The sequence below is a fragment of the Aestuariivivens insulae genome (assembly GCF_022662195.1).
Classification (GTDB): domain Bacteria; phylum Bacteroidota; class Bacteroidia; order Flavobacteriales; family Flavobacteriaceae; genus Aestuariivivens; species Aestuariivivens insulae.
In genome coordinates this window covers 227,945-251,271 of record NZ_JAKMCS010000006.1, presented here as the reverse complement: position 1 = coordinate 251,271, position 23,327 = coordinate 227,945, and the positions used below count along the sequence as shown (strand labels likewise).

The window sequence follows — 23,327 nt, the reverse complement described above, 5'->3', positions numbered from 1 at the left end:
AAAATACTATAATCATGAAAACAAAGTCTTTATTTATTACCGTTTTGCTATTCACAGGAAGTCTGGTATTAATATTAATGTCTATGGCCGTCCCTAACCAAGAAAAACCCTGGGTAGTACCCAAAAAATATCAAAACATGGAAAACCCCTATTTAAATGTCAATGATGATGAAAACATAGGGCGTATTCTTTACACTAAACATTGTAAATCATGCCATGGCAAAAAAGGAAGAGGAGATGGCACAAAAGCTTCTAGTGTGGACACTCCTGTTCCAGATTTTGCAGAGGATTCATTTAAAAAGGAAACTGATGGTAGCCTATACTATAAAAGTGTATTGGGCAGAGATGATATGCCCAGTTTTGAAAAGAAAATAACAGAAGAAGAAGACAGATGGCTTTTAATTAATTATATGAAAACACTGGTCAAATAAAATGGTTCGCTTCAATATGCTGTTTAATTTAAAAGTTGGAAGCAATTTAGCACCTTTAAAACCCACATGTAAACCGGGCTTATTAAACATGACATATGTCATTGAATTAAAGCTGTTTAGATATTATATTGCAACAATACAAATTTTACTTTACCTGAGTTTGGCTGTTATTACAAAAGGTTTAAAATTAGTAGGTATTGGTTTAATCAATTTAAGATATTTAAGTTAATATGTATTAATTCATCCTTAACAAAAACTAATAAATTATAGTAAACACAATTCTTCTCCTTATGGAAATTAAAAACTTTCAAATTCCTGAAATGAAAAACACTAGAGATAAAACGTTTAAGTTTATTGGGATTTCCCATAAAACAGCATCTGTTTCCCAACGGGAGCAATTCCATGTTTCAGAAAAAGAAAAAGAAGATTTGGTCAAGTTAATCTGCAAATACTTTTCTGATGTAACAGGCTTATTAATTTTGGCCACTTGCAATAGAACCGAAATATATTTTGAATCCACAAATACCTCAACTACAGAAATACTCAATGCTTTTATTGATTTTAAAGGTTGCCCAAAATCGACTCAAGATGTCTTTATTAGCAGCAATAAAACCAAACCAACAATTAAGCATCTTTTACATGTTTCATCTGGCCTGGAATCTATGGTGGTTGGTGATGCAGAAATCATACATCAAATAAAAAAGGCCTATCAGTATGCAATGCAATATAAATTACAAGGGTCTGTTTTGGAACGTACACTCCAAACTGTGTTTAAGGCCCATAAACGAATAAGCAATGAAACCAACTTTAGGGACGGCACCACTTCGGTAGCTTATAAATCCTTAAAGACTATTAAAGACACCTACAACATGGAATCTTTAAAATCTAAAAAAATATTATTCATTGGAGCAGGCAATATTGTTAAACAGCTGTTTAAGTATAATAACAAATTTAAATTTACGAACATTTACATTAGCAACCGAAGCAATGAAAAAGCACTGTTATTGGCCAATAAAAATAATTGCAAAACCTATGCTTGGGATAACATTGTTTCGAATAACTTTAACGGTTTTGACATCATCATTAGTGCGGTAAGTAACTCTAGACATCTCATTAAAGAAGTTGCAAACCCAACAAAGAAATTACTTCTTATCGATTTGGCTGTTCCTTGTAACATGGACCAAACGAAAATCCAATCCCAAAATATAATTTATCATGATATAGACACCATTTCAAGTGAGCTAGAAAAAAACAAAAACAATAGACTAGCAGCAATAGACACCATAAACATTATTATTAATGAAGAAATCTTAGCATTTGAACAATGGCTTCAAAAGGCACCTTTAAGAAACTTACTAATTGAACTAAAAACTGAAGTAAAACATAAAATAAAAGCCTACCTCTATAACCATTCAAAGGCAGCTCACAATACAAAGGTTGAAACTTTGACCAATCTGGTCATGAAAAAACTAATTCACTCCAAAACACAGTATGGCTCATTTAACATAGATACGATTATCTCTAACCATATCGCTTTATAGCACCTCTTTTATTGCTCCTAAGTGTTTCAGTTTAAATAAAACATGCAATAATTGTGCTTCGTTTTTAAGTCGTCTATAAGGATCTGTTATTTCCTGCCAATCTCCCTTGTCCCGGCACCAGATGCAACTCCTACATTAAGATCTCCTAACTCTATGCGGGCCGCTTCAACCACCTGCATGAGCTCTTCAACTTTTTCAGGGTGATAATCAATAACGTTGTATTGCTCCCCTGGGTCACGCATCATATTATAGAGTTCTGGTGTTTCGACTTTCATTTGTACTCTGGGGCCTCCATATCCGTCTTTTCCGGGTTTTGTATTATACGAACGCCATGTATGGGGTAAAACCAATTTCCAATTCCCTTTACGCACCCCATTAAGGTTGTTCTTGCCATAATAAAAAAGAATATCCTCACGCGGCTTTACATTTGTTTTGCCTTCCCAAAGTTCAGTAATGTCTACACCGTCTATTTTAAGTTCTGGCAATTGGGCTCCAGCAATTTTAGCAAAACTAGGTAGGATGTCTACGGCACAAGCCAACTGATTGCAAATAGTTCCTGACGGTGTTGCTTTTGGCCATTTAACAATAAAGGGCACACGTTGTCCGCCTTCCCAACTGGTTGTCTTACCTTCTCGCAAACCACCAGCCGAACCAGCATGATTTCCGTAGTTTAGCCAAGGCCCATTATCTGTCGTAAAAATAAAAACCGTATTTTCTGAAACACCATTAGCTTGCAACGCCTTTTCTATTTCACCCACACTCCAGTCAATTTCCATCATAACATCACCATACATCCCTTGTTCGCTTTTCCCTCTAAATTTATCTGACACCCCCAAAGGAATATGTCCCATGCTATGTGGTAGGTATACAAAGAACGGTTCATTGGCATGACGATTAATAAAATCAACAGCCTTTTCTGTATAGAGCGTTGTTAACTTGTCCTGCCCTTCTAATGTGGTAATATATTCTTTAACCTCATTGCCTTCGATTAAAGGTAAATCTGGGTGCCTCCCGGTTCCTTTATCGGCTGGTAGTCGCTTTCCATCAACCCCGATAGGCCACATATCATTAGAATAGGGCAAACCTACATATTCATCGAAACCGTGTTGTAAAGGCAAAAACTTTTTATGATGCCCCAAATGCCATTTACCAAATATTCCAGTAGCATAACCCTTTGCTTTTAACATTTCTGCTATGGTTATTTCATTGGGATTCAACCCCGTATCACTATGAGGGAACAAAGCTCCCGAAATACCTATTCGGTTAGGATAGCACCCAGTTAAAATACCTGCCCTGGATGCACTGCAAACAGGTTGCGCTGCATAAAAATTAGTGAAGCGCATCCCTTCTGCAGCCATTTTATCGAGATTGGGCGTGGTAAATCCTGTTGCTCCATAACAACCAACATCACCATAGCCCATATCGTCCACAAAAACGATAACAAAATTTGTTGGCTTGTTGGCCTTCACCTCCTGCTTTACTTTTGTGGTGCATGACATAATTAAAAGTACAGTAGTGCTTAACAAGGCTTGAACAAAGAACTTCATACAGAATTGATTTTGATTAAAAAACTAAATATAGCTTTTTTATCTTGGACCAAAACAGCCTATCTTACCTTATCTATTCTACAGATCAATAAAATTCCGTTTATGAATCGTTCCCTTCCTGTCGAAATTATTTAATACTTTTATGACCTTTCAAATTTAAAACCATGAAGATTAAATTAGCTTTTTTATGCCTTGCGGCCCTGTCCCTTATCAATTGTTCAAACCCAACAGTACCTTTATACGTTGGCACCTACACCTCTGGAGACAGCGAAGGCATTTACCAATTTCAATTTAATACGGAAACTGGTGAGCTAGGCAAATTGCAGCTAGTCGCAAAAATAACAGACCCTTCATTTTTATCGTATTCTCCAGACCGAAAAAACCTATATGCCGTTAATGAGATAAAAATTGGCAAAGTATCTGCTTTCAAAGTAGAATCCAACGGCATGCTGTCCCTCCTCAATACTGTTGGAAGTCATGGTGCTGGCCCTTGCCATATTGCCATAAATGAAGCTGGGGATAAAGCTGTGGTTTCTAATTATGCAGGTGGCAATTTTTCATTATATACAATTAAAGATAATGGTGTACTTAATGATGCTTTTCAAGTCCTTGAACATAATACAGACAGTATCGTATCCCATGCACATTCGGCTCAATTTTTAAAAGATGATCTTTTTGCTTCCGATTTAGGAAAAAACGGTGTTTACCAGTATCGTTTTTCAGATGGCAAGTATGAAATGGTCTCACCATCGATCGTTCCTATGCAGCCCAACTCTGGCCCTAGACATTTTTCCATGACCAAGGATGGTCAGTATTTTTATATTATCAATGAACTTTCTTCCACTATTACGGCAGCCAAAAAAACAACAGATGGCTTTGAGCTTATTGACACCATATCGACCCTCGCCGATGATTTTAAAGGTAAAAGCTATTGTGCAGACATTCATCTTTCTAAAGACGAGCGCTTTGTATATGGTTCTAACAGGGGTGAAAATTCCATAGTTGTTTTTAAACGGAATACCATAAGCGGAACGTTAGAAAAAATACAAAATATGAGTGTTCATGGGGATTGGCCTAGAAACTTTTCTTTGGATCCCACTGGAAAATTCTTGTTGGTCGCCAATCAAAAAAGCAATAACATAACTGTTTTTAGTATCGATAAGACCAACGGAACACTTAGCTATTTACACGAAACTGAATTACCTAGTCCTGTTTGCTTGCTATTCTAAGAGTTCGCTTAAGAATTTATCAAAACATTACGCTGGAAATCAAAAAAATGCACTATCTTTGCGCCCTTATTAATAACCCGAGGTCGTGAACCTCAACTAATTAATTATTATGCCAGTAAAGATTAGATTACAAAGACACGGTAAAAAAGGAAAACCTTTTTACTGGATCGTAGCAGCAGATGCACGATCAAAAAGAGATGGTAAATACCTAGAAAAATTAGGTACTTACAATCCAAACACCAACCCTGCAACTATTGACTTAAGTGTTGATGGTGCTGTAAAATGGTTGCAAAATGGTGCACAACCAACAGATACTGCTAAAGCCATTTTATCTTACAAAGGTGCTTTATTAAAAAACCACCTTGCAGGTGGCGTTAAAAAAGGCGCACTTACTGAAGAACAAGCGCAAGCGAAGTTCGATGCTTGGTTAGAAGAAAAAGCAGCAAAAGTTCAAGCGAAAGCTGATGGTTTATCAGAAGCTGAAGCAAAAGCAAAAGCTGAAGCCTTAGCTGCTGAAAAAGCAGTTAACGAAGCTAGAATTGCTGCCGCTGCTCCAGTTGTTGAAGAAGAAGCTGAAGAAGAGGAAGCTCCTGCTGCTGAAGCTGAAGCTACAAACGAAGAAGAATAAAAAAATTATTTTTTATACTTTTAACCCTGACGGTACCGTCAGGGTTTTTTTTATTTAAATAGTGTCACATCGAGCACAGTCGAGATGTAATAAATTTGACACATTTATATAGTTCCCAACTTCACTCGAACAGACATAAAATGAAAAAAGACGATTGTTTTTATTTAGGCAAAATTGTAAAAAAGTACAGCTTTAAAGGCGAAGTATTGGCTAAACTCGATACAGACCAACCAGAGCTTTACGACCATTTAGACGCTATTTTTTTAAACCTGCGCAATAATCTTGTTCCTTTTTTTATTGAACATTCCCAATTACATAAATCGGAACTGCTTCGTATAAAATTTGAAGATGTTGATACCGAAGCCGATGCCGATGCCATTATGAAAAGTGACCTATACCTGCCCTTAGAGTTACTGCCTAAGTTGGAAGGCAATAAGTTTTACTTTCACGAAGTTATCGGCTTTACTATTAACGATAAAAATTATGGCAAAGTAGGTATTATAAAAGGCATAAACGACTCAACGGCTCAAGCGCTTTTTGAAATTGACAGCAATGGCACCGAAATCTTAATTCCTATGAACGATGAATTTATTGTAAAAGTAGACAGAGACAATAAAACCATTCTTGTTGAAACACCGGAAGGGTTAATCGATTTATACTTATAGAAAGGAAATTAAGAAATTCCCTAAACTAAATCACCAAAGCTTCTCTGGCCTTAATGGTATGCATATTGGATTGTAATAAATCTCTTTGACTCGCTAATAGTTTACACAAAGACAGTGGCAAGTTAATTTCCTGTAGTAAGCTATTATAATTATCCATGCTCCATTGTTTAACACTACAAACTTGATCTAATAATTCTGGTATATTACCTTCCTTAAGCAAAGGCCTAATATTTTTCCAAATGATGTAATAGCGGTTACTTAACTTATTTAAGCGATCAAAACTCTTGGGCTCAAATCCCAATTTAATAATTTGTCCTCGTAATGCTCTGGCAGACTCGTTTCTTTCAAAAGCACGCTCCCTAAAAAAAACTTTCAGTCTTTCATCTTCAACTATATCGAAAGCATCCAAGTACATCTTTTCAACTTCATAGTTCAACATCAACAAGTTATTCATTTTGGTTACAACCTTATCCGAAAGCTTCATCCTATTTTTTTTAACAATTACGTAAATATAACTTAAAACAGATGTTTAAATTATAAAATTTAACATACTTTAATAACAATTTTTTCAACATTTTAAACATAAAGCCCCCTAACTTTTTTAATCCTTCTATTTATCAATACTTTTGGGCCAAATTTATTTTTGATGTCCAAAAAACCGTTTGTCTTTAAAAATTTTGCTGTTAAACAAGACCAATGTGCCATGAAAATTGGTACCGACAGTGTCCTTTTGGGTGCTTGGTCACCAATTGAAAAGAACCCTTTTTCCATATTGGATATTGGTGCTGGCACTGGCATTATATCTCTCATTCTGGCACAACGTAGTCATGCCGAAGTTATTGATGCCATTGAAATTGATGACAGTGCTTACGAACAGTGTGTCGATAATTTTGAGCAATCGCCGTGGAATGATCGCCTGTTTTGTTACCATGCTTCTCTAGAAGAATTTACTAATGAAATTGAGGACCAATACGACCTTATTGTTTGTAACCCGCCTTTTTATGCTGAAGACTATAAAACCAATAACAATCAACGGGATTTAGCCAGATTTCAAGACGCTCTTCCTTTTGGACATTTACTTGAAAGTACTTCAAAATTACTTTCAGGATCTGGGGTTTTCTCTGTTATTATTCCTTATAAAGAAGAGGAACAGTTTATCACACTAGCATCAAAACACAAGCTTTTCCCCAACCGTATTTTACATGTTAAGGGCAACCCTTCTTCTAAAATTAAACGTAGCTTAATTGCCTTTTCATTTTTTAAAGAAGCCATTCAAACCAAAACATTGACTATTGAGGTTGAAAGGCACCAATACACGCAAGATTATATAGATCTTACAAAAGACTTCTATTTAAAAATGTAATTATGAATTCTATAGACCAAGCACAACATTCACATGGTTTAAGGCATTCTTTAATTCCTGAACACCAGTCTCAGAAACACCTGTTTTCCACAGGTATATTTTTTGCAAACTTGTTAATTTCTGAAAACTTTCAACACTAGCATCGGTAATGGGGTTTCCGTAAACATTAAGGTATTCTAAATGCTTTAAGGAAGCTAATGCTTTTACGCCTTCATCGGTTAAATTGGTATTATTAATTCTAAGTTCTACAAGATTTTCCAATTGTCCTAATTTAGGAATCAGTGCTTCCTGCAATCTTATATCAGAGAAATTAAGCCATACAATATTGGTTTTAGCTTTTAAAAGCACCTCTAGTTTTTCAGCCGTTATAGGGCTTTTGTTATAAGGCGAATAGGCAACCTCCAGTAAAGTACTGTTTCCCGTAATCGGTTTTATTTTAAAACCTTCTGCTTCAATAGCCTCAATAATGTTATCATCAACCACTTCTAAATCCAGACTTTCTATAAAGGTCTGCTTTAAACCGATACCCACATCCCTTAGGTGGGCTTTGGTACGATCGGTAAGATTAAGTGCTACAACCTTTTTATCGAAAGGAGCACCTTCATCAATCCACCATTGTATTAACATCGTTTCCTCTTTGGTAAGTGGCGTTCGTCCCTCGGTTGGCATAAATTCTTTATGTGTAGGACTCAACGTAACCCGTCTATAGAGTTCACTTTCCTTAGCATTACCAGTGGCAATTACCTCGCCGTTCTCACCGCCTTTCATAATACTCTCGGGATCGGTTAACAACAAATCGCCTTTAGCTTTGTCGCTATTATGGCACACATTGCATTTGGCCTCAAAAATAGGATGAATAACATCTTCATAAACCAATGCTTCATCCAAATCTGTTACACGATCCCTAATGGGCTTCATCCCTACTAAAGTTCTAATAGGATTTGGGGCATGTTCCAACAAATAATCGGATCCGTGTGTTAAATTCCCACCATTATGCCCAGCTACAAATAACAAGGTTACCACCAAGACCATTAACAAAGGATAACTTTTCTTGGCCCATAATATGGTATTCTGCTTTCGTTTTATAAAAAAGAGCAGAAATGCCGTGAGGGTCATGGTAATTCCTGTCCACTTATGGGTATTCAACGTCGCCTCATTATAACCGCCATCGGAAGCCAGCATTAAACCCAAAATAATGGAAATAAAACCAGATAAAGCCCCTGCTAAAAACGCATAGGAAATGGCCCGGTTTAAATCTATTTTTTTCTTTAACGCAAGCAGCTCAAAAACTACAGCCAATATGATAAAACCAATAGGCAAATGCACCAACATGGCGTGAAACCTTCCAAAAAACTGATAGATATTTGACTCTAAAAAAAATGTCATGAATTAAATTTTATTTTGATTCCCATTATCACTTCGAGTATCCTCAGTGACCAAATGGGAATGACTATTTCAACGGAAACCCCGAGGCAAAGCCTCGAGGAATTATTTTCGATTATAACCAGTTTACAAATACCTTTTACGCCATTCCTGCATCATATGCACATTAATAGCCCATTGATCGGCTAGTGGCTGACGCGTATACGGCATAGTCCACATATAGTTTGCAGGCCCGAACTCGGTAGTCATTGTTAAGGGTTCTCCCGCTTCTTTTTTATAGTTTACTACTTTATCCCACCAAGCATAATGCGCATCGACAGCCCTTTGCCATTCTGGCGCTCTTGGCTCGCTAACCTGAGGCCCTTCCTCGTGTCCAATTCTGGAATGGATATGGCTGGTACGCTTCAATGCTTTTTCTACCGTTTCTTTCTGGTTTTCCAACAAGCTTTCGGCCACAACACACCAATGCGAAATATCTAAGGTTAACTTGAGTTCTGGAGTAGCATCTATAAAGTGACCACAAATATGGGGCGCAAATAACATGCGTCCACGATGGGTTTCCTGGTACACGGGCACGCCTGAAACTTTGGATTCCTCAATGGCAAATTCCATAAGCTCCCTACTCTCATCGAAAGTAAAGAAGTCTTTTCCAGCATGACAATTTATAAAATCCGGCTTTCTGGAAATTACCTTTGTTAAATTAGCCTTGTAACTTTCTTTATGGGCAGTAAAATTAGCTCCTCCACTACCGGTTAAAGCCCCAAATCTTAAATTGTACTTATCCAATGCCTCATATAACGCCTGCTCACCTGCTTCATTACTGGGAAACCAATCTTCAATACCATCGTAGCCTTCCTTTTTAGCTGCTTTACAAAACGCATCCATGGAACCATTAAATCCCCATCGGGTTGCATATATTTTAAGTGAAAACCCTCTTTTTGGAGCTACGTTTTCAGGTAATTTCATACTACTTAAAACTAAGCCTGCTCCTGCTGCACTCGCTGTTGTAATGAACTGACGCCTGGTTTGCTTCATTGATATCCTTTCTTTAGATTATATAAGTAGATCTTTAACAACATGACCATGTACATCGGTTAGCCTGAAATCCCTACCTTGAAAATTATAAGTAAACTTTTCATGATTAATTCCCAATTGATTTAATATGGTAGCTTGCAAATCGTGTATATGCACTCTGTCCTTGATACCGTAATATCCTATTTCGTCCGTTTCCCCATAGGAAATGCCGCCTTTAACACCACCACCGGCCATCCAGATACTATAAGCTTCGGTATGGTGGTCCCTTCCGTAATAAGGCATTATACGACCACCTCTGTTTTCACGCATTGGGGTTCTTCCAAACTCTCCTCCCCAAACGACTAAGGTATCGTCTAAAAGACCACGCTGCTTTAAATCTTTAACAAGCGCTGCCATAGGCTGATCTACTTCTCCACATTTTGTCTTTAACCCTTCATTTAAAGAGGTCGCTTTACTATCGCCATGCATGTCCCAACCCCAATGGTACAACTGAACAAAGCGTACACCCTGCTCTACCAGTCTTCGGGCCAGCAAACAGTTATTTGCAAAAGAAGCCTCACCCTGTTTGGCGCCATACATCTCACGAATATATTCGGGCTCTTTGGAAATATCCATCACATCGGGCACCGATACTTGCATTTTAAAAGCCATCTCGTACTGTGCAATACGCGACAGAGTCTCATCGTCATTAAACTCCTTGTATTCACTCCTATTTATTTCGTTAATGGCCTCCAATGATTTTTTTCTAATATCACGACTCATCCCATTAGGATTTGATACGTAAAGAATTGGATCTCCAGAATTACGGCACTGCACCCCCTGGTATTCGGAAGGCAAGAACCCACTTCCCCAGGCATTCTTCCCGGCACTTGGATTTTTTCCTCCAGAAACTAAAACCATATAACCTGGCAGGTTTTCATTTTCCGAACCTAAACCATAAGTGACCCAAGCACCAATACTCGGTCTTCCGGACCGTGCACTTCCTGTTTGCAATAACAACTGTGCTGGTGCGTGATTAAATTCATCGGTATGCATTGATTTTATGATCGCCACATCGTCAACTATTTCACTAAAATGGGGCAAAGCATCCGATACATAGGTTCCCGATTGTCCGTACTGCTTAAAATTGAATTGAGGGCCTAACATTTTGGGCACACCCTGGATAAACGCAAAGCGCTTACCTTCCAAGAGCGACTGCGGGCAATCCAATCCATGAAGCTTTTGTAATTCCGGTTTATAGTCAAATAATTCCAATTGCGACGGTGCCCCAGCCATATGCAAATAGATCACCCGCTTTGCCTTAGGCAAGAAGTGCGGAAGCCTTCCCGGATCAAAGCTTTCAACGGTATTATTACTTCCAAACATATATTGTGGCCCCATTAAGGATGCCAATGCAATACCGCCTAAACCAGTACTGCACTTCTTTAGGAAATGTCGCCTAGTTGTAAACTCTAACTTTCTCTTTTGTGATTCGTTATATAAATCCATAGTTACCCGTTTAGCTTTTTACGATAAATTCATCCATGTTCATTAAAACATTCATCATGATTGTAAGTGAGGCCAATTCTAAATTATCGGATTTCACTAACTCATGTGCTTCTTCTTTATTCTCCTGATAATACGTTTTGGTATCTTCTAATAATTTTACTAATACTCCCAATTTCTCTGGTGTGATCTTTTTGCCCATCACCTTGGTATAAGCCGTTTCGACCTTAAGCTTATTATCTCCTTCAATTGTTTCTATCTGTTGCGCCAAATGCATGGCCGCTTCAAAATATACCGGATCGTTTAAGGTCACAAGTGCTTGGATTGGGGTATTGGTATTAATACGTCTTGATAGACAAGTCTCTCTCTCGGAAGCATCAAAGCTTATAAACGAAGGATAGGGACTAGACCGCCTTAAATAGGTGTACAAACCTCTTCGATAGGCATCTTCTCCGGGACTTGTTTTCCAGGTATCATTACTGTATACAACCGTCCAAACACCTTCTGGCTGATAGGGCATAACACTCGGTCCGTACATTTTATCACTTAATAACCCAGATACGGCTAGGGCCTGGTCTCTTATTTGTTCGGCCGATAATCTTACTCTCGAACTTCGTGCCAACCATTGATTATGCGGATCTATTTGCTTGGCCTCCTCGGTAATAACAGCACTTTGTTTATAGGTTGCAGAAAGCACTATATGCCGTATTAATGTTTTCATGCTCCAATTCCAATCTTTTGAAAATCGTAAAGCCAGCCAATCGAGTAATTCAGGATGTGTAGGCTTCTCCCCTAGGGTTCCAAAATCTTCTGAAGTAAGTACAATCCCTTTTCCAAATAATTTGGCCCAAAAGCGATTGGCAATCACTCGTCCTGTGAGATAATTATCTTCACTCACCAACCATTCAGCCAAATCCAATCTACTTTTAAACTGCCTGTTATTTACATTAAATAACTTTGGAATATCGGTTTGAACGGTATCCCCCAACACCAACCAGTTACCCCTGTCGAACACTTGGGTTAATCTGCCAAAGTCTTTTGGTTTTTCAACCATTACTGGGGTTGAATGCTTAAACCCTGAATTTAGCAAATCATCTATTTTATGATAGACTTCGGAAGCTTCTTCTTTATCTTCGATCGGCAGCTTTTCAGAGAATAAAAACCCATCCAAAAAGCACAGATAATCTTTATTATTACTTGTAAATTGAAAGTACAGGTCAGCAGTTTCTTCATTCGTTTTAAGCATAACCGGCTCATTCCTAAAACCATTGGACTTGCTCAATACCGTTTCCCCTATAAGAGTTCCATTAAGGCTATCCTTTTTAATTAACAACTTTCCTTTGTCGTTCATGTATTGCCTATAATTCACATAGACCCTGTCGATATTACTCAGGTTTACATTTTGAAGTTTAATATATGCTCCCTCATAGACCTCCATATAATCTTGATTGGATCTGTTGTAATGCGTAGTATGTACTGTTTCAGCGAAATCCTCTGGACGCACTTTAGGTTCCTGAATCCGAAGAAAGGCTTCCCATTCATTTGCTTCGGATTCTGAGGATACTTTGGTAATCCATTGTTTAACATCATCTAATTGGGTTGTACTTAAACTGTCAAACTCCCTGTATATAGGATGTTCAGCAGGCACATCCCAATCGGCGGTATTATTAAAAAAGGCAAAAGACGTATAATATTCTTTATGCTTTATAGGGTCGTACGGATGACTATGGCATTGCACACAAGCCATTGTTGTAGATTGCCATACTTCCCACGTGGTATTAACACGATCTATTACTGAAGATATTCTGTACTCTTCATTATCGGTACCACCTTCTCCATTATTCAATGTATTTCTATGAAATGCCGTTGCTATATATTGATCTTCGGTAGGGTTGGGCAATAAATCACCTGCTAATTGTTCAATGGTAAATTGATCGAAAGGTTTATCTTCATTAAATGCTTTGATAACCCAATCGCGATACTTCCATATTTCCCTGGCCCTGTCGGCTTCATAGCCTTTGGAGTCGGCATACCTAGCTAAATCCAACCACATACTGGCCCAATGCTCACCGTATTTGGGCGATTGCAAAAGGGTGTCTACCAATGCTTCATAAGCTTTATCGGAAGGATCGCTAACAAAAGTTTTTGCCTGTTTGGTCGTTGGAGGCACCCCAATTAAATCCAAATACAGGCGACGCACCAAATCGTTAGGATTGGCCTGTTTGTTAGGAGACAAATCATGCGCTTCCATGCCATTATAAACAAAATAATCTATTTCGTTTACTCCCCAATCCAAATTATCTGTAGTTACTTCTGGTTCTTGTGGCTTTAAATAAGCCCAATGCTCTTGCCATTCTGCTCCTTGTTCAATCCATTTGGTAAGTATATTTATCTCTTCTTTACTTAACGGTTCTCCTTCAAGAGGCATACGCATTTCTGGATCCTTATGGTTGATTCTTCTAATCATTTCACTCTTTTCAGGATGACCAGGAACAACTCCTATCTTACCATTAACTGTTTCAGCTAAAGCATTCTCCCTAAATACCAAACCAAACCCTCCAGATTGTTTAACGCCTCCATGGCAACTAATACACTTCTTATTAAGTATAGGACGTACTTGGGTATTGAAATTTATTTTTTCATCCTTACAAGATGTAAAAAAAAGAAAGATAAAAAAGCAAAGGTTTATAATCCTATAAATATGCATGCGTCTTATTTTTTATTACATTAAATTTTAGTTGCGTAAAACTTCAATCTAACCAAATGTAAATCAATAAAGTTATTCCTTTAAATACTCATATTGAAAAGAGTACATTTAGCACGGTAAATTCGTTCTGTTCTTGTTACCCTCTACTTATTATACGTTTATTTAACAGGTATTCCCCTATTGAAACTCCTAACTTCTTATCAGAATTTAAAGTTGTTCAAAATAACCAGTTATAATTAACTTCTTATACTTTAGTATATAATGTTATAATGTTTATACAAAAAAATTAAAAAATGTATGAACAAAAGTTATAAATTTATATAGATTATAGCTATTGTAACTTAGCTAGAAATCTTTTTTCACTTATAACACACTGACTTTATTCCAAATATAACTACTCAAGTTAATTTTGTTGTTTAATTCTTTTCAATGAAAAAGATTAAACTCTTAATTTCCAGTCTTATTTAAAATAAACTAACACTATATTGTAGCATATCAAACCGCCTTATCTTACATCATTTAAATAATGATTTATATTTTGAAATTTATCAGTTGATTTATTTAAATTTGACTAATTATTACATTTTCAACAATAAAATAGCACATAATTTTACAATTATGTAATTACAAAATACTTCATAAGGAATGAAACCAGATTTATTTGAAGCACCAGATTACTATAACTTAGACGAGCTTTTAACAGAAGAACACAAGCTAGTTAGGGACGCCGCCCGTGAATGGGTAAAACGGGAAGTATCCCCTATTATTGAAGATTATGCCCAAAAGGCCGAATTCCCTATGCAAATTATAGAGGGGTTGGCTGAAATAGGTGCTTTTGGTCCCTACATCCCAATGGAATACGGTGGTGCTGGACTGGACCAGATTTCCTATGGACTGATTATGCAGGAAATAGAGCGGGGAGATTCCGGTATTCGCAGTACAGCATCGGTACAATCGTCTTTGGTTATGTATCCTATCTGGAAATATGGCAATGAGGCCCAACGCCAAAAATATTTACCTAAGTTAGCCAGCGGCGAGTGGATGGGCTGCTTTGGTTTGACCGAGCCAGATTATGGCAGTAATCCTAGTGGTATGGTTACCAATTTTAAGGATATGGGTGACCACTACTTGCTAAATGGCGCCAAAATGTGGATTAGTAATGCACCTTTTGCCCAACTGGCAGTAGTATGGGCAAAAAATGAAGAAGGCCGTATACATGGGCTTATTGTAGAGCGTGGCATGGAAGGCTTTTCAACACCTGAAACCCATAATAAATGGTCGCTTCGTGCATCGGCAACGGGAGAACTTATCTTTGATAATGTAAAGGTTCCCAAGGAAAACCTATTGCCTAACAAATCGGGGCTAGGTGCACCATTGGGTTGTTTGGATTCTGCGCGTTATGGTATTGCCTGGGGGGCCATTGGAGCAGCAATGGACTGTTATGATACCGCATTGCGTTACAGCAAAGAACGTATACAATTTGGAAAACCTATTGGACAGTTCCAATTGCAACAAAAGAAACTTGCCGAAATGATAACCGAAATCACCAAGGCACAACTGCTTACCTGGAGATTGGGAACCCTTCGAAATGAGGGCAAAGCAACCTCAGCACAGATATCCATGGCCAAACGCAATAATGTGGACATGGCCATTAAGATCGCCAGGGAAGCCAGGCAGATGTTAGGAGGCATGGGCATTACTGGCGAATACAGTATTATGCGCCATTCTATGAACCTTGAAAGTGTTATTACTTATGAAGGCACACATGACATCCATTTACTAATTACAGGCTTGGACATAACGGGGCTGAATGCGTTTAAATAAAACTGATGTGAAAAAGGAAACTGAATAATTTTTCTTTTTCACATCAATTTACTCCTTTACGCTTCAAAAACCTAACTTAACTAATTAACCTTTTAATCTTCAGGAGCCAACGCTACCTCAAGGCCTTCCATTTCTGGTGTTATTTGTATTTGACAGCCCAAACGACTGTTTTTTTGTACATTAAAAGCTTCTGCTAACATGGCCTCTTCATCATCACTCATTTCCTGTATATTGTTATTACTTAACACATAACATTGACAGGATGCACACATGGCCATACCGCCACAAATACCAATAGTGCCTTCTGGAGCCAGTTCGTAAGACCGCACGACTTCCATCAAATTCATTGCCATATCTGTAGGAGCTAAAACCTCATGTTTATTACCATCCCTATCCGTTACTTTTATTGTAATATCGCTCATTTTACAATTAATCGTTTTTTAGTGTTTGGGCAAAAATAACTTTATTATTTTTTAATAACAATATAATTCCTATAGAATTAATAGGATTTATAAAAATTAAAAATAAATCTGTAAAAATGTATTAATAAAGTAAAAAATGAAATGCTTTACTGTGGAATAATTAGTTACTGCATTTCTTATTGAAACAACCAATAAAACCAGGGTTGTATTATTTATTGAGTGTTTAAAATAATTAAAACGGCTAATATTAGATGTTTGTTATTGCCTGAAAGAGAGAAGCGAATGACGAGAAACCGAAAGGTTCAACGTAGGTAAATCCCATTATTATGAGATTCCTCCTCGTACCTCACTTCGACTGCGCTCAGTGTGACACGTTCGGAATGACTGCTGATTTGTGATATCATTTATTAACTACTTGATAAACTGCATCTTTGAAACAGACACAGGTTAATATTATTTGGGGTTACTGCTACCGTTATTCCAATATTGAGGCTTGGCATCCTCTGTTTCCTGTTCCCAATAGCCACGCGTAACTTTTTGGCCATCGAAGGTTTCCAGTTTACGTTGGAACACCCAAATGGTAGGGTTAAAAACCATATCGGTTACTGCTACGGTATAGCGCTGGGGGTCTTCTTCTGTCTTCCTTTTATCTTCCTGAATAAGGACTTCAAACCCATTATGCTCCAACAATTTTTTTAAAAATGTTTTACGTTCGGCACTCACGCCCTTTTCAACAAAAGTAACCCTGGTATCATCAATACTGCCAAATGTATGTTTTCCCGTTAATGCCATAATATTCTAATATAGATTACTTAATTCATAAATATAATCATATATAGGGCTAAACAAACCTATAACCAAAATACCTACTGCTGTCATTAAAAGCCCTATTTTCATATACAAATTACTTTTAAAATAAGGAATTGCCAGATCATTTTCTCGCAAAAACATAGCCCTTACTACCAATAAGTAATAATATAACGAAATGGTAACGTTAACAACCGCTAGAAACACCAACAAATAATACCCTTTGCTTGCCGCTGCGGTAAACAAGAAAAACTTACCAAAGAAACCAGCTACCGGAGGGATTCCTGCCAAAGAAAACAAGGCTAGCATCATAACCAAACTTAAATTAGGGTTGGTTCTATATAAACCTTCATAATCCTTCATGTTTTCCTTGCCTGTTTTTAAGGATATGGCTTGTACAACTCCAAATGCCGCCAGGTTAGAAAACATATAAATAAGTATAAAATAAACTACCGTAGCAACACCCAATTGGTTTCCCGTTGTAAGGCCAAGTAATATAAATCCAGCTTGGGCAATCGACGAAAAGGCTAAAAAGCGTTTCATGTTTTGCTGCCTTAATGCAAATAAATTACCAACAAACATGGTAAGAATGGCCAACACATAAACGATATGTTCCCAAATACCCATTAACGATTTTGCAACGGTAAACAACAAAATCATTAATATAAAAACAGCAGCGCCTTTAGAAATTACTGATAAATAAGATGTAATGCTAATCGGGGCTCCTTCATACACATCGGCGGTCCAAAAATGAAAGGGTACCAGCGAAATCTTAAATGCCAACCCTGCAAAAAACAAAACAAACCCTAAAATGGTGAGGTGGTTTGGCTCTGTCACACCACCTCCAATAATATCTGCAAAATAAATAGATCCCGAAGTAGCATATAACATGGATATACCAAATAATGCCACACCCGATGCCAATGCTGCCGATAAAATAAACTTAATTCCAGATTCACTGGATTTACGTTTAGAAGTTTCGTATGCCGCTAAAGCCGCGATAGGCAGTGTTGATAATTCCAAACCCAGATAAAACATTAAAAAATCACCAGAAGAAACCATAAAATACATTCCTAAAAGCGATGAAAATAACAATATAAAAAATTCAGACCCTTTATTTTCTTGAACGATTCTTTCCTGCAACCAATCGCCCGATTGCAAAAGCAAAATAAAAACGCCTATGTTGATTATATTTTTAAAGAATTGAATTAACGCATTAGTGTGAAACATACCCCCAAAGATACTCCCGAAGTCAATGGCTAAAAATCCTATTAGGGTATGTATTCCAAATAGAAATATGGCCAGATGCACCATGCTGTTTTTTTTGCGTTGAGCAATAAAAATTTCACCTATTACAAGCAATAGAATAACTGCCAAGAGTATTACCTCGTGTCTCATTATTAAAAAACTGCTCAAATTCATAGTCTTAATGTTTTATGGTTATAACAAACCTTGAATGAAGGGTTGTAAACTATCTATAATCATATCGCTTAACCAAAGAGGTGCCACACCAATACCTACAATGGGCACTAACAATAATAAAATGCCGAATTTCTCATACCAGGTCACCCGTTCCAATTTGAGGTAAGCTTCATTTCTTATGGGTCCCATAAGCATAATACCAACGACCCGTAAGATATAAACCGCCGTGATTACAATTACAGAAATGGATAGTACGGTGGCTATACGCATAAACATATCATCTTCCTGAAACGCCCCGACAAAAATGTTCATTTCGGCGACAAAACCACTAAAACCTGGCAATCCTAAAGAGGCTAATCCTGCAATAACATAAATGACTGAAATAAAGGGGATCACTTTTAAGAGGCCTCCTAATTTTGAAATATCCCGCGTATGTGTCCTTTCGTATATCATCCCTATTAGCGCAAAGAATAAGGCTGTCATAAACCCATGGGATAATGATTGCAATATGGCACCGTTCCATGCCGTTTTATTCAACATTAATAGTGCAAACAATACCAAGCCCAAATGGCTTACCGATGAATAAGCATTGATATACTTTAAATCGGTTTGCTTGATCGCACTAAAAGCACCATAAACCACTCCTATAACAGATAATATGATAAAGAACCACGACCAATGCAATGCGCCCTCTGGCAATAAATACATGGCTACCCTAAACACGCCGTAGCCACCTAATTTCATAAGCACGCCAGCATGCAACATCGACACGGCTGTAGGTGCAGAGGCATGACCGTCTGGCGACCAAGTATGAAAAGGAAATAAGGCTCCAATAACAGCAAACCCAATAAAGGTTAATGGAAAGAATAACTTCTGGACTTCAAAAGGAATATCAACCTTTGCTATTTCCAATATATTAAATGTTAACGCTCCACCATCGGCATTGGAATTAAAATAAATCCCTAAAATCCCAACCAGTAATACCGCCGAGGCGCCCATTAACATTAAGGTTAATTTCATTGCTGAATATTCCCTTGGACCAGAGCCCCAAATACCAATTAACAGATACATGGGTATCACAGCTATTTCAAAGAATACAAACATAGTAAACAGGTCTATTGAAATAAAAAACCCATAAACACCAATGGAAAGCACAATTAACGAAATGAAAAACTCCTTAGGCAGGTTGTACATTTTCCAAGAAATAAAAACACCGGCCAATACCACAATAGCCGTAAGCAATAATAAAGCTACCGAAATACCGTCGACTCCAACACTATAATGTATGTTGAATGGCTTAAACCAAACCACATCCTTAGTAAAGAGCATAATACTATCGTTTATGGCTCGTTCCTTAAAATAGGCAAATACCAAACGTATTGCCATAGCGAGCTGGACAATGCTTCCTACCATGGCTACTATCCTAGCCTGTTTCAGTGCTTTTGTAAAAACTAGAGCTAAAACGGTTAGTAACGGTATGATTATAAATAGTGATAAAGTATCCATATTAATTGTTTAGTTTGACCATAAATAAATACCTACTATTACCAACACCACAACACCGGCAATAAATCCAAAAGCATAATCCTGAACTTTCCCCGATTGCATGCCTTTAATTGTTTTTGAAACCAATACGGTTTTGTTCCCAATACCTTCCATAGTCCCATCTACATATTTCTTATCGAACTTGGCTATGGGTGCCGATATGTACTTAAAAATTATCTTTTTGGTGATGAACAGATAAATTTCATCGAAATAGAATTTATCGCTTGCCCATTTATAAAATGGCCCAAAAATTTTAGCATAAACATCGGGCAAGGTGTTTTCCTTTTTATAGAACACCCATGCTAAAGAAATACCTAAAAGACCTACTGAAGTAGCAACAGCTGCCAACGGATAATTTAAATGGGCCTGGAAACCTGCCTTATCGGCTGTTACATATTCACTAAATGGCATAAATCCAGCCACTGCACTTAACACTGCAAGTACTATTAAAGGAAATGTCATGGATAAGGGGGATTCCTTGGGCGCATGCTCATAGCTTCTGTCTTTACCCCAGAATATTCCAAAATACAATCTAAACATATAAAAGGCCGTAAGCCCAGCGACAAAGACACCTACATAATAAATAAGCTTATTATGCTCGAAAGCGGCAACTAAAATTTCATCCTTACTCCAAAATCCGGCTAAAGGAGGCACGCCTGCTATGGCTAGTGCTGCTATTAAAAAAGTGATATTGGTAATGGGCATATACTTTCTAAGGCTACCCATATCATTCAAATAATTACTGTGTACAGCATGGATTACCGAACCTGCACCAAGGAACAATAAAGCCTTAAACATGGCATGGGTAAACAAATGAAACATGGCGGCCATATACCCTACACCCTCATGTCCTTCGTACCCTGAAACACCTAAGGCCAACATCATATAGCCCAATTGCGACATGGTTGAAAATGCCAACACCCGTTTAATATCGGTTTGTGTTATCGCTATAACAGCGGCGAACAGTGCCGAAAAAGCCCCCACATAAGCCACAATATTTAGGGCAAACCCATCTTCTACAAAATAGTACATGGGGAATAACCGCGCCACTAAAAAAATACCGGCAACCACCATAGTAGCGGCATGTATCAATGCAGAAACTGGCGTTGGCCCTTCCATAGCATCGGGCAACCAAATGTGCAATGGAAACATAGCCGATTTTCCTGCACCACCAATAAAAATTAAGATTAAAGCCCATGTGATTATCGACAAGCCCATAAACGAAGTCGATGCCCAATTAAGGATAGCGCTACCTTCTGGGTTGTTTAAGGTTTCAAAATCGAAAGTCCCAGTATAATAGCCTATAACTATGATGCCTATTAAAAACCCGAAATCGGCAAAACGCGTAACGATAAACGCCTTTTTAGCGGCTGCTATGGCCGATGTTTTTGTATAGTAATACCCTATTAACAAATAGGATGATACCCCTACCAGTTCCCAAAAAATATAAATTTGAAATAGATTGGTTGCCAATACCAAGCCATACATTGAAAATGTGAATAACGACAAGAATGCAAAAAACCGGGTATAACCATCGTCTCCCTTCATATAGCCCCTACTGTAAATATGAACCATTAAGGATACCACAGAAACCACTACGAGCATCATTACCGAAATTGGGTCTACTAAAACTCCCATATCGATATGCAATGTTTCGGTAAAATTCATCCAAACCGATTTTATAGAAAACGTTTGAAAAACACCATCTACTTTCCCATGAACGAAAAAGTACTCATAAGCAGCATAAAACGATAACATTGCTGAAGCCAACAATCCAAAAACTCCAACATAACCAGAAACAAGAGGCTTAATTTTTTTGTTGAAAATCCCAAGTACCAAAAAAACCAGCAACGGTATCATAGGAATTAATGTGATGTAAGTTAGGTTCATAATTTAAATTATTTTCTTTTTTACCACAAAGAACTCAAAGCTCTACACAAAGAACACCGAGTCTTTCACAAAGGTTACAAAGTGCCATTTATTACTCTTTTAACACCTTCTTTTAAGAGATTAACATTAAAGTTTATTAATAAACCAAGTTTGTAATTTCCTAATTTCATATATGTTAATGTTTGCGCCAAATGCACATCATGCAATGCCTCAACACTCTTTAATTCTACTACCACTTTGCTTTCTACAAGAATATCAATTCTATAACCACAGTTTAACTTTACTTCTTCAAAAACCAAGGGCATAGCCTTTTCTTTTTCCACCTTGAGTCCAAGTTTTTGAAGTTTATAAAAAAGACATTCTGTATATGCACTTTCAAGTAAGCCAGGGCCCAAAACTTTATGAACTTCTATCGCCGCCCCAATAATCTTTTTAGACAGTTCATTTTCATTCATACATTGTTTACTTTTATTACCACAAAGTTCTCAAAGGTTTTCACAAAGTTTACAGAGGATTTCTTTGTGTGCTTTGCGCCTTCTTTGTGTGCTTTGTGGTTACCATTAATACTTCATAACTTCCGTATCCTTAACTTCAACCGAACTTATTTGCCTGTAAAGATTTATAATGATGGCTACTGCCAATGCTGTTTCGGCCGCTGCAACAGCGATTATAAATATTGAAAACAGAACGCCCTGCAACACATCTGGATATAAATATTTGTTGATAATCACAAAATTAACCACCGATGCATTTAAGATCATTTCCACAGAAATTAATATCGAAATAAGGTTCTTACGTGTTAAAAACCCATAAACACCAATAAAAAACAAAATGGTTGTTAGTGTTAAAATGTCGTATATCGTAACGCCTTCAATCATAATTATACATCGGTTTGTTGGTTTAACTTCTTGCCTTTAGCGATTATAATGGCACCTATCATGGCAGCCAACAACAGGACACTAATCACTTCAAACGGTAAAATAAACCCTCCTGCATCATAACTTAACAACTTGGCACCAATATCTGAAGTGGTTGTCGTAACATGATTTTCTATTACCTTAAAATCGTAGGAATACATTGTTTTCAGAAAAACCCCTATACCCAATAAGCAAGCTATTGCAGTAACAATTTGCCTTTTTGGCTTTGCCATTTCTAATTTTAACTCAATATGATGTACCAACAATACCGAAAAGATAATCAATACAATAATGCCTCCTGCATATACCGTAAGTTGAATGGCCGCCAAAAAATTGTAATCTATTAAAAAGAAGATCCCAGCTACACCCATTAGCACAAATAACAAATAAATAACAGAACGTAGCATTTTTCGACTACTAACGGCTGCTATCGCAAAGCTTATCATCATTAAAGCCAAAATATAAAATAGTATTCTTTCCATAATT

At 37.3% G+C, this 23,327-nt stretch carries 21 protein-coding genes; 7 read left to right on the top strand and 14 right to left on the bottom strand.

Features of this window, described 5'->3' with window-relative positions; translation table 11 throughout:
• Positions 1-14 precede the first annotated feature (14 nt).
• Positions 15-431 (top strand): c-type cytochrome, encoded by a 417-nt coding sequence (locus tag MR062_RS09870; RefSeq protein WP_242203994.1) that lies wholly within the window; start codon positions 15-17, stop codon positions 429-431.
• Positions 432-721: 290 nt separating this feature from the next.
• Positions 722-1,972 carry a glutamyl-tRNA reductase gene (gene hemA / locus MR062_RS09865; protein WP_242203993.1) on the top strand — a complete coding sequence of 417 codons (1,251 nt, stop codon included), beginning with the start codon at positions 722-724 and terminating at the stop codon, positions 1,970-1,972.
• 86 nt (positions 1,973-2,058) lie between these two features.
• Here the strand turns inward: hemA and MR062_RS09860 are convergent, their stop codons facing one another.
• Entirely contained in the window at positions 2,059-3,519 is a 1,461-nt protein-coding gene (locus MR062_RS09860; RefSeq protein ID WP_242203992.1) for a sulfatase family protein, read from the bottom strand.
• 164 nt (positions 3,520-3,683) lie between these two features.
• Here MR062_RS09860 and MR062_RS09855 point away from each other — a divergent pair, with 164 nt between their 5' ends.
• The 3 genes from MR062_RS09855 to rimM all read left to right on the top strand — a co-directional run bounded on the left by MR062_RS09855 (position 3,684) and on the right by rimM (position 6,041).
• The gene (locus MR062_RS09855) at positions 3,684-4,748 is read left to right on the top strand and encodes a lactonase family protein (RefSeq protein ID WP_242203991.1); all 1,065 of its coding nucleotides are present in this window, start codon (positions 3,684-3,686) and stop codon (positions 4,746-4,748) included.
• A 109-nt stretch (positions 4,749-4,857) separates the two neighbouring features.
• Positions 4,858-5,376, top strand: a complete 519-nt coding sequence (locus tag MR062_RS09850) for a 30S ribosomal protein S16 (RefSeq protein ID WP_242203990.1) — start codon at positions 4,858-4,860, stop codon at positions 5,374-5,376.
• A 140-nt stretch (positions 5,377-5,516) separates the two neighbouring features.
• A complete protein-coding gene (rimM, locus tag MR062_RS09845) occupies positions 5,517-6,041 on the top strand; it encodes a ribosome maturation factor RimM (protein WP_242203989.1) in 525 nt (174 codons plus the stop codon).
• A gap of 25 nt (positions 6,042-6,066) precedes the next feature.
• Here the strand turns inward: rimM and MR062_RS09840 are convergent, their stop codons facing one another.
• A complete protein-coding gene (locus MR062_RS09840; RefSeq protein ID WP_242203988.1) occupies positions 6,067-6,525 on the bottom strand; it encodes a DUF2383 domain-containing protein in 459 nt (152 codons plus the stop codon).
• A gap of 162 nt (positions 6,526-6,687) precedes the next feature.
• Between MR062_RS09840 and MR062_RS09835 the strand changes: the two genes are divergently transcribed.
• Positions 6,688-7,404: a tRNA1(Val) (adenine(37)-N6)-methyltransferase gene (locus MR062_RS09835; RefSeq protein ID WP_242203987.1), complete on the top strand. Its 717-nt coding sequence runs from the start codon at positions 6,688-6,690 to the stop codon at positions 7,402-7,404.
• A 9-nt stretch (positions 7,405-7,413) separates the two neighbouring features.
• Here the strand turns inward: MR062_RS09835 and MR062_RS09830 are convergent, their stop codons facing one another.
• From MR062_RS09830 to MR062_RS09815, 4 genes are all read right to left on the bottom strand, one after another.
• Entirely contained in the window at positions 7,414-8,790 is a 1,377-nt protein-coding gene (locus tag MR062_RS09830; protein WP_242203986.1) for a DUF2231 domain-containing protein, read from the bottom strand.
• A gap of 123 nt (positions 8,791-8,913) precedes the next feature.
• Positions 8,914-9,822, bottom strand: coding sequence for a sugar phosphate isomerase/epimerase family protein (locus MR062_RS09825; protein WP_242203985.1), 909 nt, complete (start codon positions 9,820-9,822; stop codon positions 8,914-8,916).
• A gap of 18 nt (positions 9,823-9,840) precedes the next feature.
• Positions 9,841-11,310, bottom strand: a complete 1,470-nt coding sequence (locus tag MR062_RS09820; protein ID WP_242203984.1) for a DUF1501 domain-containing protein — start codon at positions 11,308-11,310, stop codon at positions 9,841-9,843.
• A 10-nt stretch (positions 11,311-11,320) separates the two neighbouring features.
• The gene (locus tag MR062_RS09815) at positions 11,321-14,014 is read right to left on the bottom strand and encodes a DUF1553 domain-containing protein (protein ID WP_242203983.1); all 2,694 of its coding nucleotides are present in this window, start codon (positions 14,012-14,014) and stop codon (positions 11,321-11,323) included.
• A 645-nt stretch (positions 14,015-14,659) separates the two neighbouring features.
• Between MR062_RS09815 and MR062_RS09810 the strand changes: the two genes are divergently transcribed.
• Positions 14,660-15,838 carry an acyl-CoA dehydrogenase family protein gene (locus MR062_RS09810; RefSeq protein ID WP_242203982.1) on the top strand — a complete coding sequence of 393 codons (1,179 nt, stop codon included), beginning with the start codon at positions 14,660-14,662 and terminating at the stop codon, positions 15,836-15,838.
• Positions 15,839-15,930: 92 nt separating this feature from the next.
• On the opposite strand, the gene MR062_RS09805 is transcribed toward MR062_RS09810, so the two are convergent.
• The 8 genes from MR062_RS09805 to MR062_RS09770 form a co-directional block, all read right to left on the bottom strand.
• On the bottom strand, positions 15,931-16,260 hold the full coding sequence (locus MR062_RS09805) for a 2Fe-2S iron-sulfur cluster-binding family protein (RefSeq protein ID WP_242203981.1): 330 nt from the start codon (positions 16,258-16,260) through the stop codon (positions 15,931-15,933).
• Between the two features lie 453 nt (positions 16,261-16,713).
• The gene (locus MR062_RS09800) at positions 16,714-17,052 is read right to left on the bottom strand and encodes a hypothetical protein (protein WP_242203980.1); all 339 of its coding nucleotides are present in this window, start codon (positions 17,050-17,052) and stop codon (positions 16,714-16,716) included.
• A 6-nt stretch (positions 17,053-17,058) separates the two neighbouring features.
• Positions 17,059-18,465, bottom strand: a complete 1,407-nt coding sequence (locus MR062_RS09795) for an NADH-quinone oxidoreductase subunit N (RefSeq protein WP_242203979.1) — start codon at positions 18,463-18,465, stop codon at positions 17,059-17,061.
• A gap of 42 nt (positions 18,466-18,507) precedes the next feature.
• The gene (locus tag MR062_RS09790; protein WP_242203978.1) at positions 18,508-19,995 is read right to left on the bottom strand and encodes a complex I subunit 4 family protein; all 1,488 of its coding nucleotides are present in this window, start codon (positions 19,993-19,995) and stop codon (positions 18,508-18,510) included.
• Between the two features lie 9 nt (positions 19,996-20,004).
• Positions 20,005-21,924 (bottom strand): NADH-quinone oxidoreductase subunit L, encoded by a 1,920-nt coding sequence (nuoL, locus tag MR062_RS09785; RefSeq protein WP_242203977.1) that lies wholly within the window; start codon positions 21,922-21,924, stop codon positions 20,005-20,007.
• Between the two features lie 74 nt (positions 21,925-21,998).
• Positions 21,999-22,379, bottom strand: a complete 381-nt coding sequence (locus MR062_RS09780; RefSeq protein WP_242203976.1) for a GxxExxY protein — start codon at positions 22,377-22,379, stop codon at positions 21,999-22,001.
• A gap of 105 nt (positions 22,380-22,484) precedes the next feature.
• On the bottom strand, positions 22,485-22,802 hold the full coding sequence (nuoK, locus tag MR062_RS09775; RefSeq protein WP_242203975.1) for an NADH-quinone oxidoreductase subunit NuoK: 318 nt from the start codon (positions 22,800-22,802) through the stop codon (positions 22,485-22,487).
• A 2-nt stretch (positions 22,803-22,804) separates the two neighbouring features.
• Positions 22,805-23,323, bottom strand: coding sequence for an NADH-quinone oxidoreductase subunit J family protein (locus tag MR062_RS09770; protein ID WP_242203974.1), 519 nt, complete (start codon positions 23,321-23,323; stop codon positions 22,805-22,807).
• Between the last annotated feature and the right edge of the window lie 4 nt (positions 23,324-23,327).

What these genes read in the sequence shown, in the direction of transcription:
- MR062_RS09870 (WP_242203994.1), top strand. Translation starts at nt 15, where the DNA reads ATGAAAACAAAGTCTTTATTTATTACCGTTTTGCTATTCACAGGAAGT.
- hemA (WP_242203993.1), top strand. Translation starts at nt 722, where the DNA reads ATGGAAATTAAAAACTTTCAAATTCCTGAAATGAAAAACACTAGAGAT.
- MR062_RS09860 (WP_242203992.1), bottom strand. Translation starts at nt 3,519, where the DNA reads ATGAAGTTCTTTGTTCAAGCCTTGTTAAGCACTACTGTACTTTTAATT.
- MR062_RS09855 (WP_242203991.1), top strand. Translation starts at nt 3,684, where the DNA reads ATGAAGATTAAATTAGCTTTTTTATGCCTTGCGGCCCTGTCCCTTATC.
- MR062_RS09850 (WP_242203990.1), top strand. Translation starts at nt 4,858, where the DNA reads ATGCCAGTAAAGATTAGATTACAAAGACACGGTAAAAAAGGAAAACCT.
- rimM (WP_242203989.1), top strand. Translation starts at nt 5,517, where the DNA reads ATGAAAAAAGACGATTGTTTTTATTTAGGCAAAATTGTAAAAAAGTAC.
- MR062_RS09840 (WP_242203988.1), bottom strand. Translation starts at nt 6,525, where the DNA reads ATGAAGCTTTCGGATAAGGTTGTAACCAAAATGAATAACTTGTTGATG.
- MR062_RS09835 (WP_242203987.1), top strand. Translation starts at nt 6,688, where the DNA reads ATGTCCAAAAAACCGTTTGTCTTTAAAAATTTTGCTGTTAAACAAGAC.
- MR062_RS09830 (WP_242203986.1), bottom strand. Translation starts at nt 8,790, where the DNA reads ATGACATTTTTTTTAGAGTCAAATATCTATCAGTTTTTTGGAAGGTTT.
- MR062_RS09825 (WP_242203985.1), bottom strand. Translation starts at nt 9,822, where the DNA reads ATGAAGCAAACCAGGCGTCAGTTCATTACAACAGCGAGTGCAGCAGGA.
- MR062_RS09820 (WP_242203984.1), bottom strand. Translation starts at nt 11,310, where the DNA reads ATGGATTTATATAACGAATCACAAAAGAGAAAGTTAGAGTTTACAACT.
- MR062_RS09815 (WP_242203983.1), bottom strand. Translation starts at nt 14,014, where the DNA reads ATGCATATTTATAGGATTATAAACCTTTGCTTTTTTATCTTTCTTTTT.
- MR062_RS09810 (WP_242203982.1), top strand. Translation starts at nt 14,660, where the DNA reads ATGAAACCAGATTTATTTGAAGCACCAGATTACTATAACTTAGACGAG.
- MR062_RS09805 (WP_242203981.1), bottom strand. Translation starts at nt 16,260, where the DNA reads ATGAGCGATATTACAATAAAAGTAACGGATAGGGATGGTAATAAACAT.
- MR062_RS09800 (WP_242203980.1), bottom strand. Translation starts at nt 17,052, where the DNA reads ATGGCATTAACGGGAAAACATACATTTGGCAGTATTGATGATACCAGG.
- MR062_RS09795 (WP_242203979.1), bottom strand. Translation starts at nt 18,465, where the DNA reads ATGAGACACGAGGTAATACTCTTGGCAGTTATTCTATTGCTTGTAATA.
- MR062_RS09790 (WP_242203978.1), bottom strand. Translation starts at nt 19,995, where the DNA reads ATGGATACTTTATCACTATTTATAATCATACCGTTACTAACCGTTTTA.
- nuoL (WP_242203977.1), bottom strand. Translation starts at nt 21,924, where the DNA reads ATGAACCTAACTTACATCACATTAATTCCTATGATACCGTTGCTGGTT.
- MR062_RS09780 (WP_242203976.1), bottom strand. Translation starts at nt 22,379, where the DNA reads ATGAATGAAAATGAACTGTCTAAAAAGATTATTGGGGCGGCGATAGAA.
- nuoK (WP_242203975.1), bottom strand. Translation starts at nt 22,802, where the DNA reads ATGATTGAAGGCGTTACGATATACGACATTTTAACACTAACAACCATT.
- MR062_RS09770 (WP_242203974.1), bottom strand. Translation starts at nt 23,323, where the DNA reads ATGGAAAGAATACTATTTTATATTTTGGCTTTAATGATGATAAGCTTT.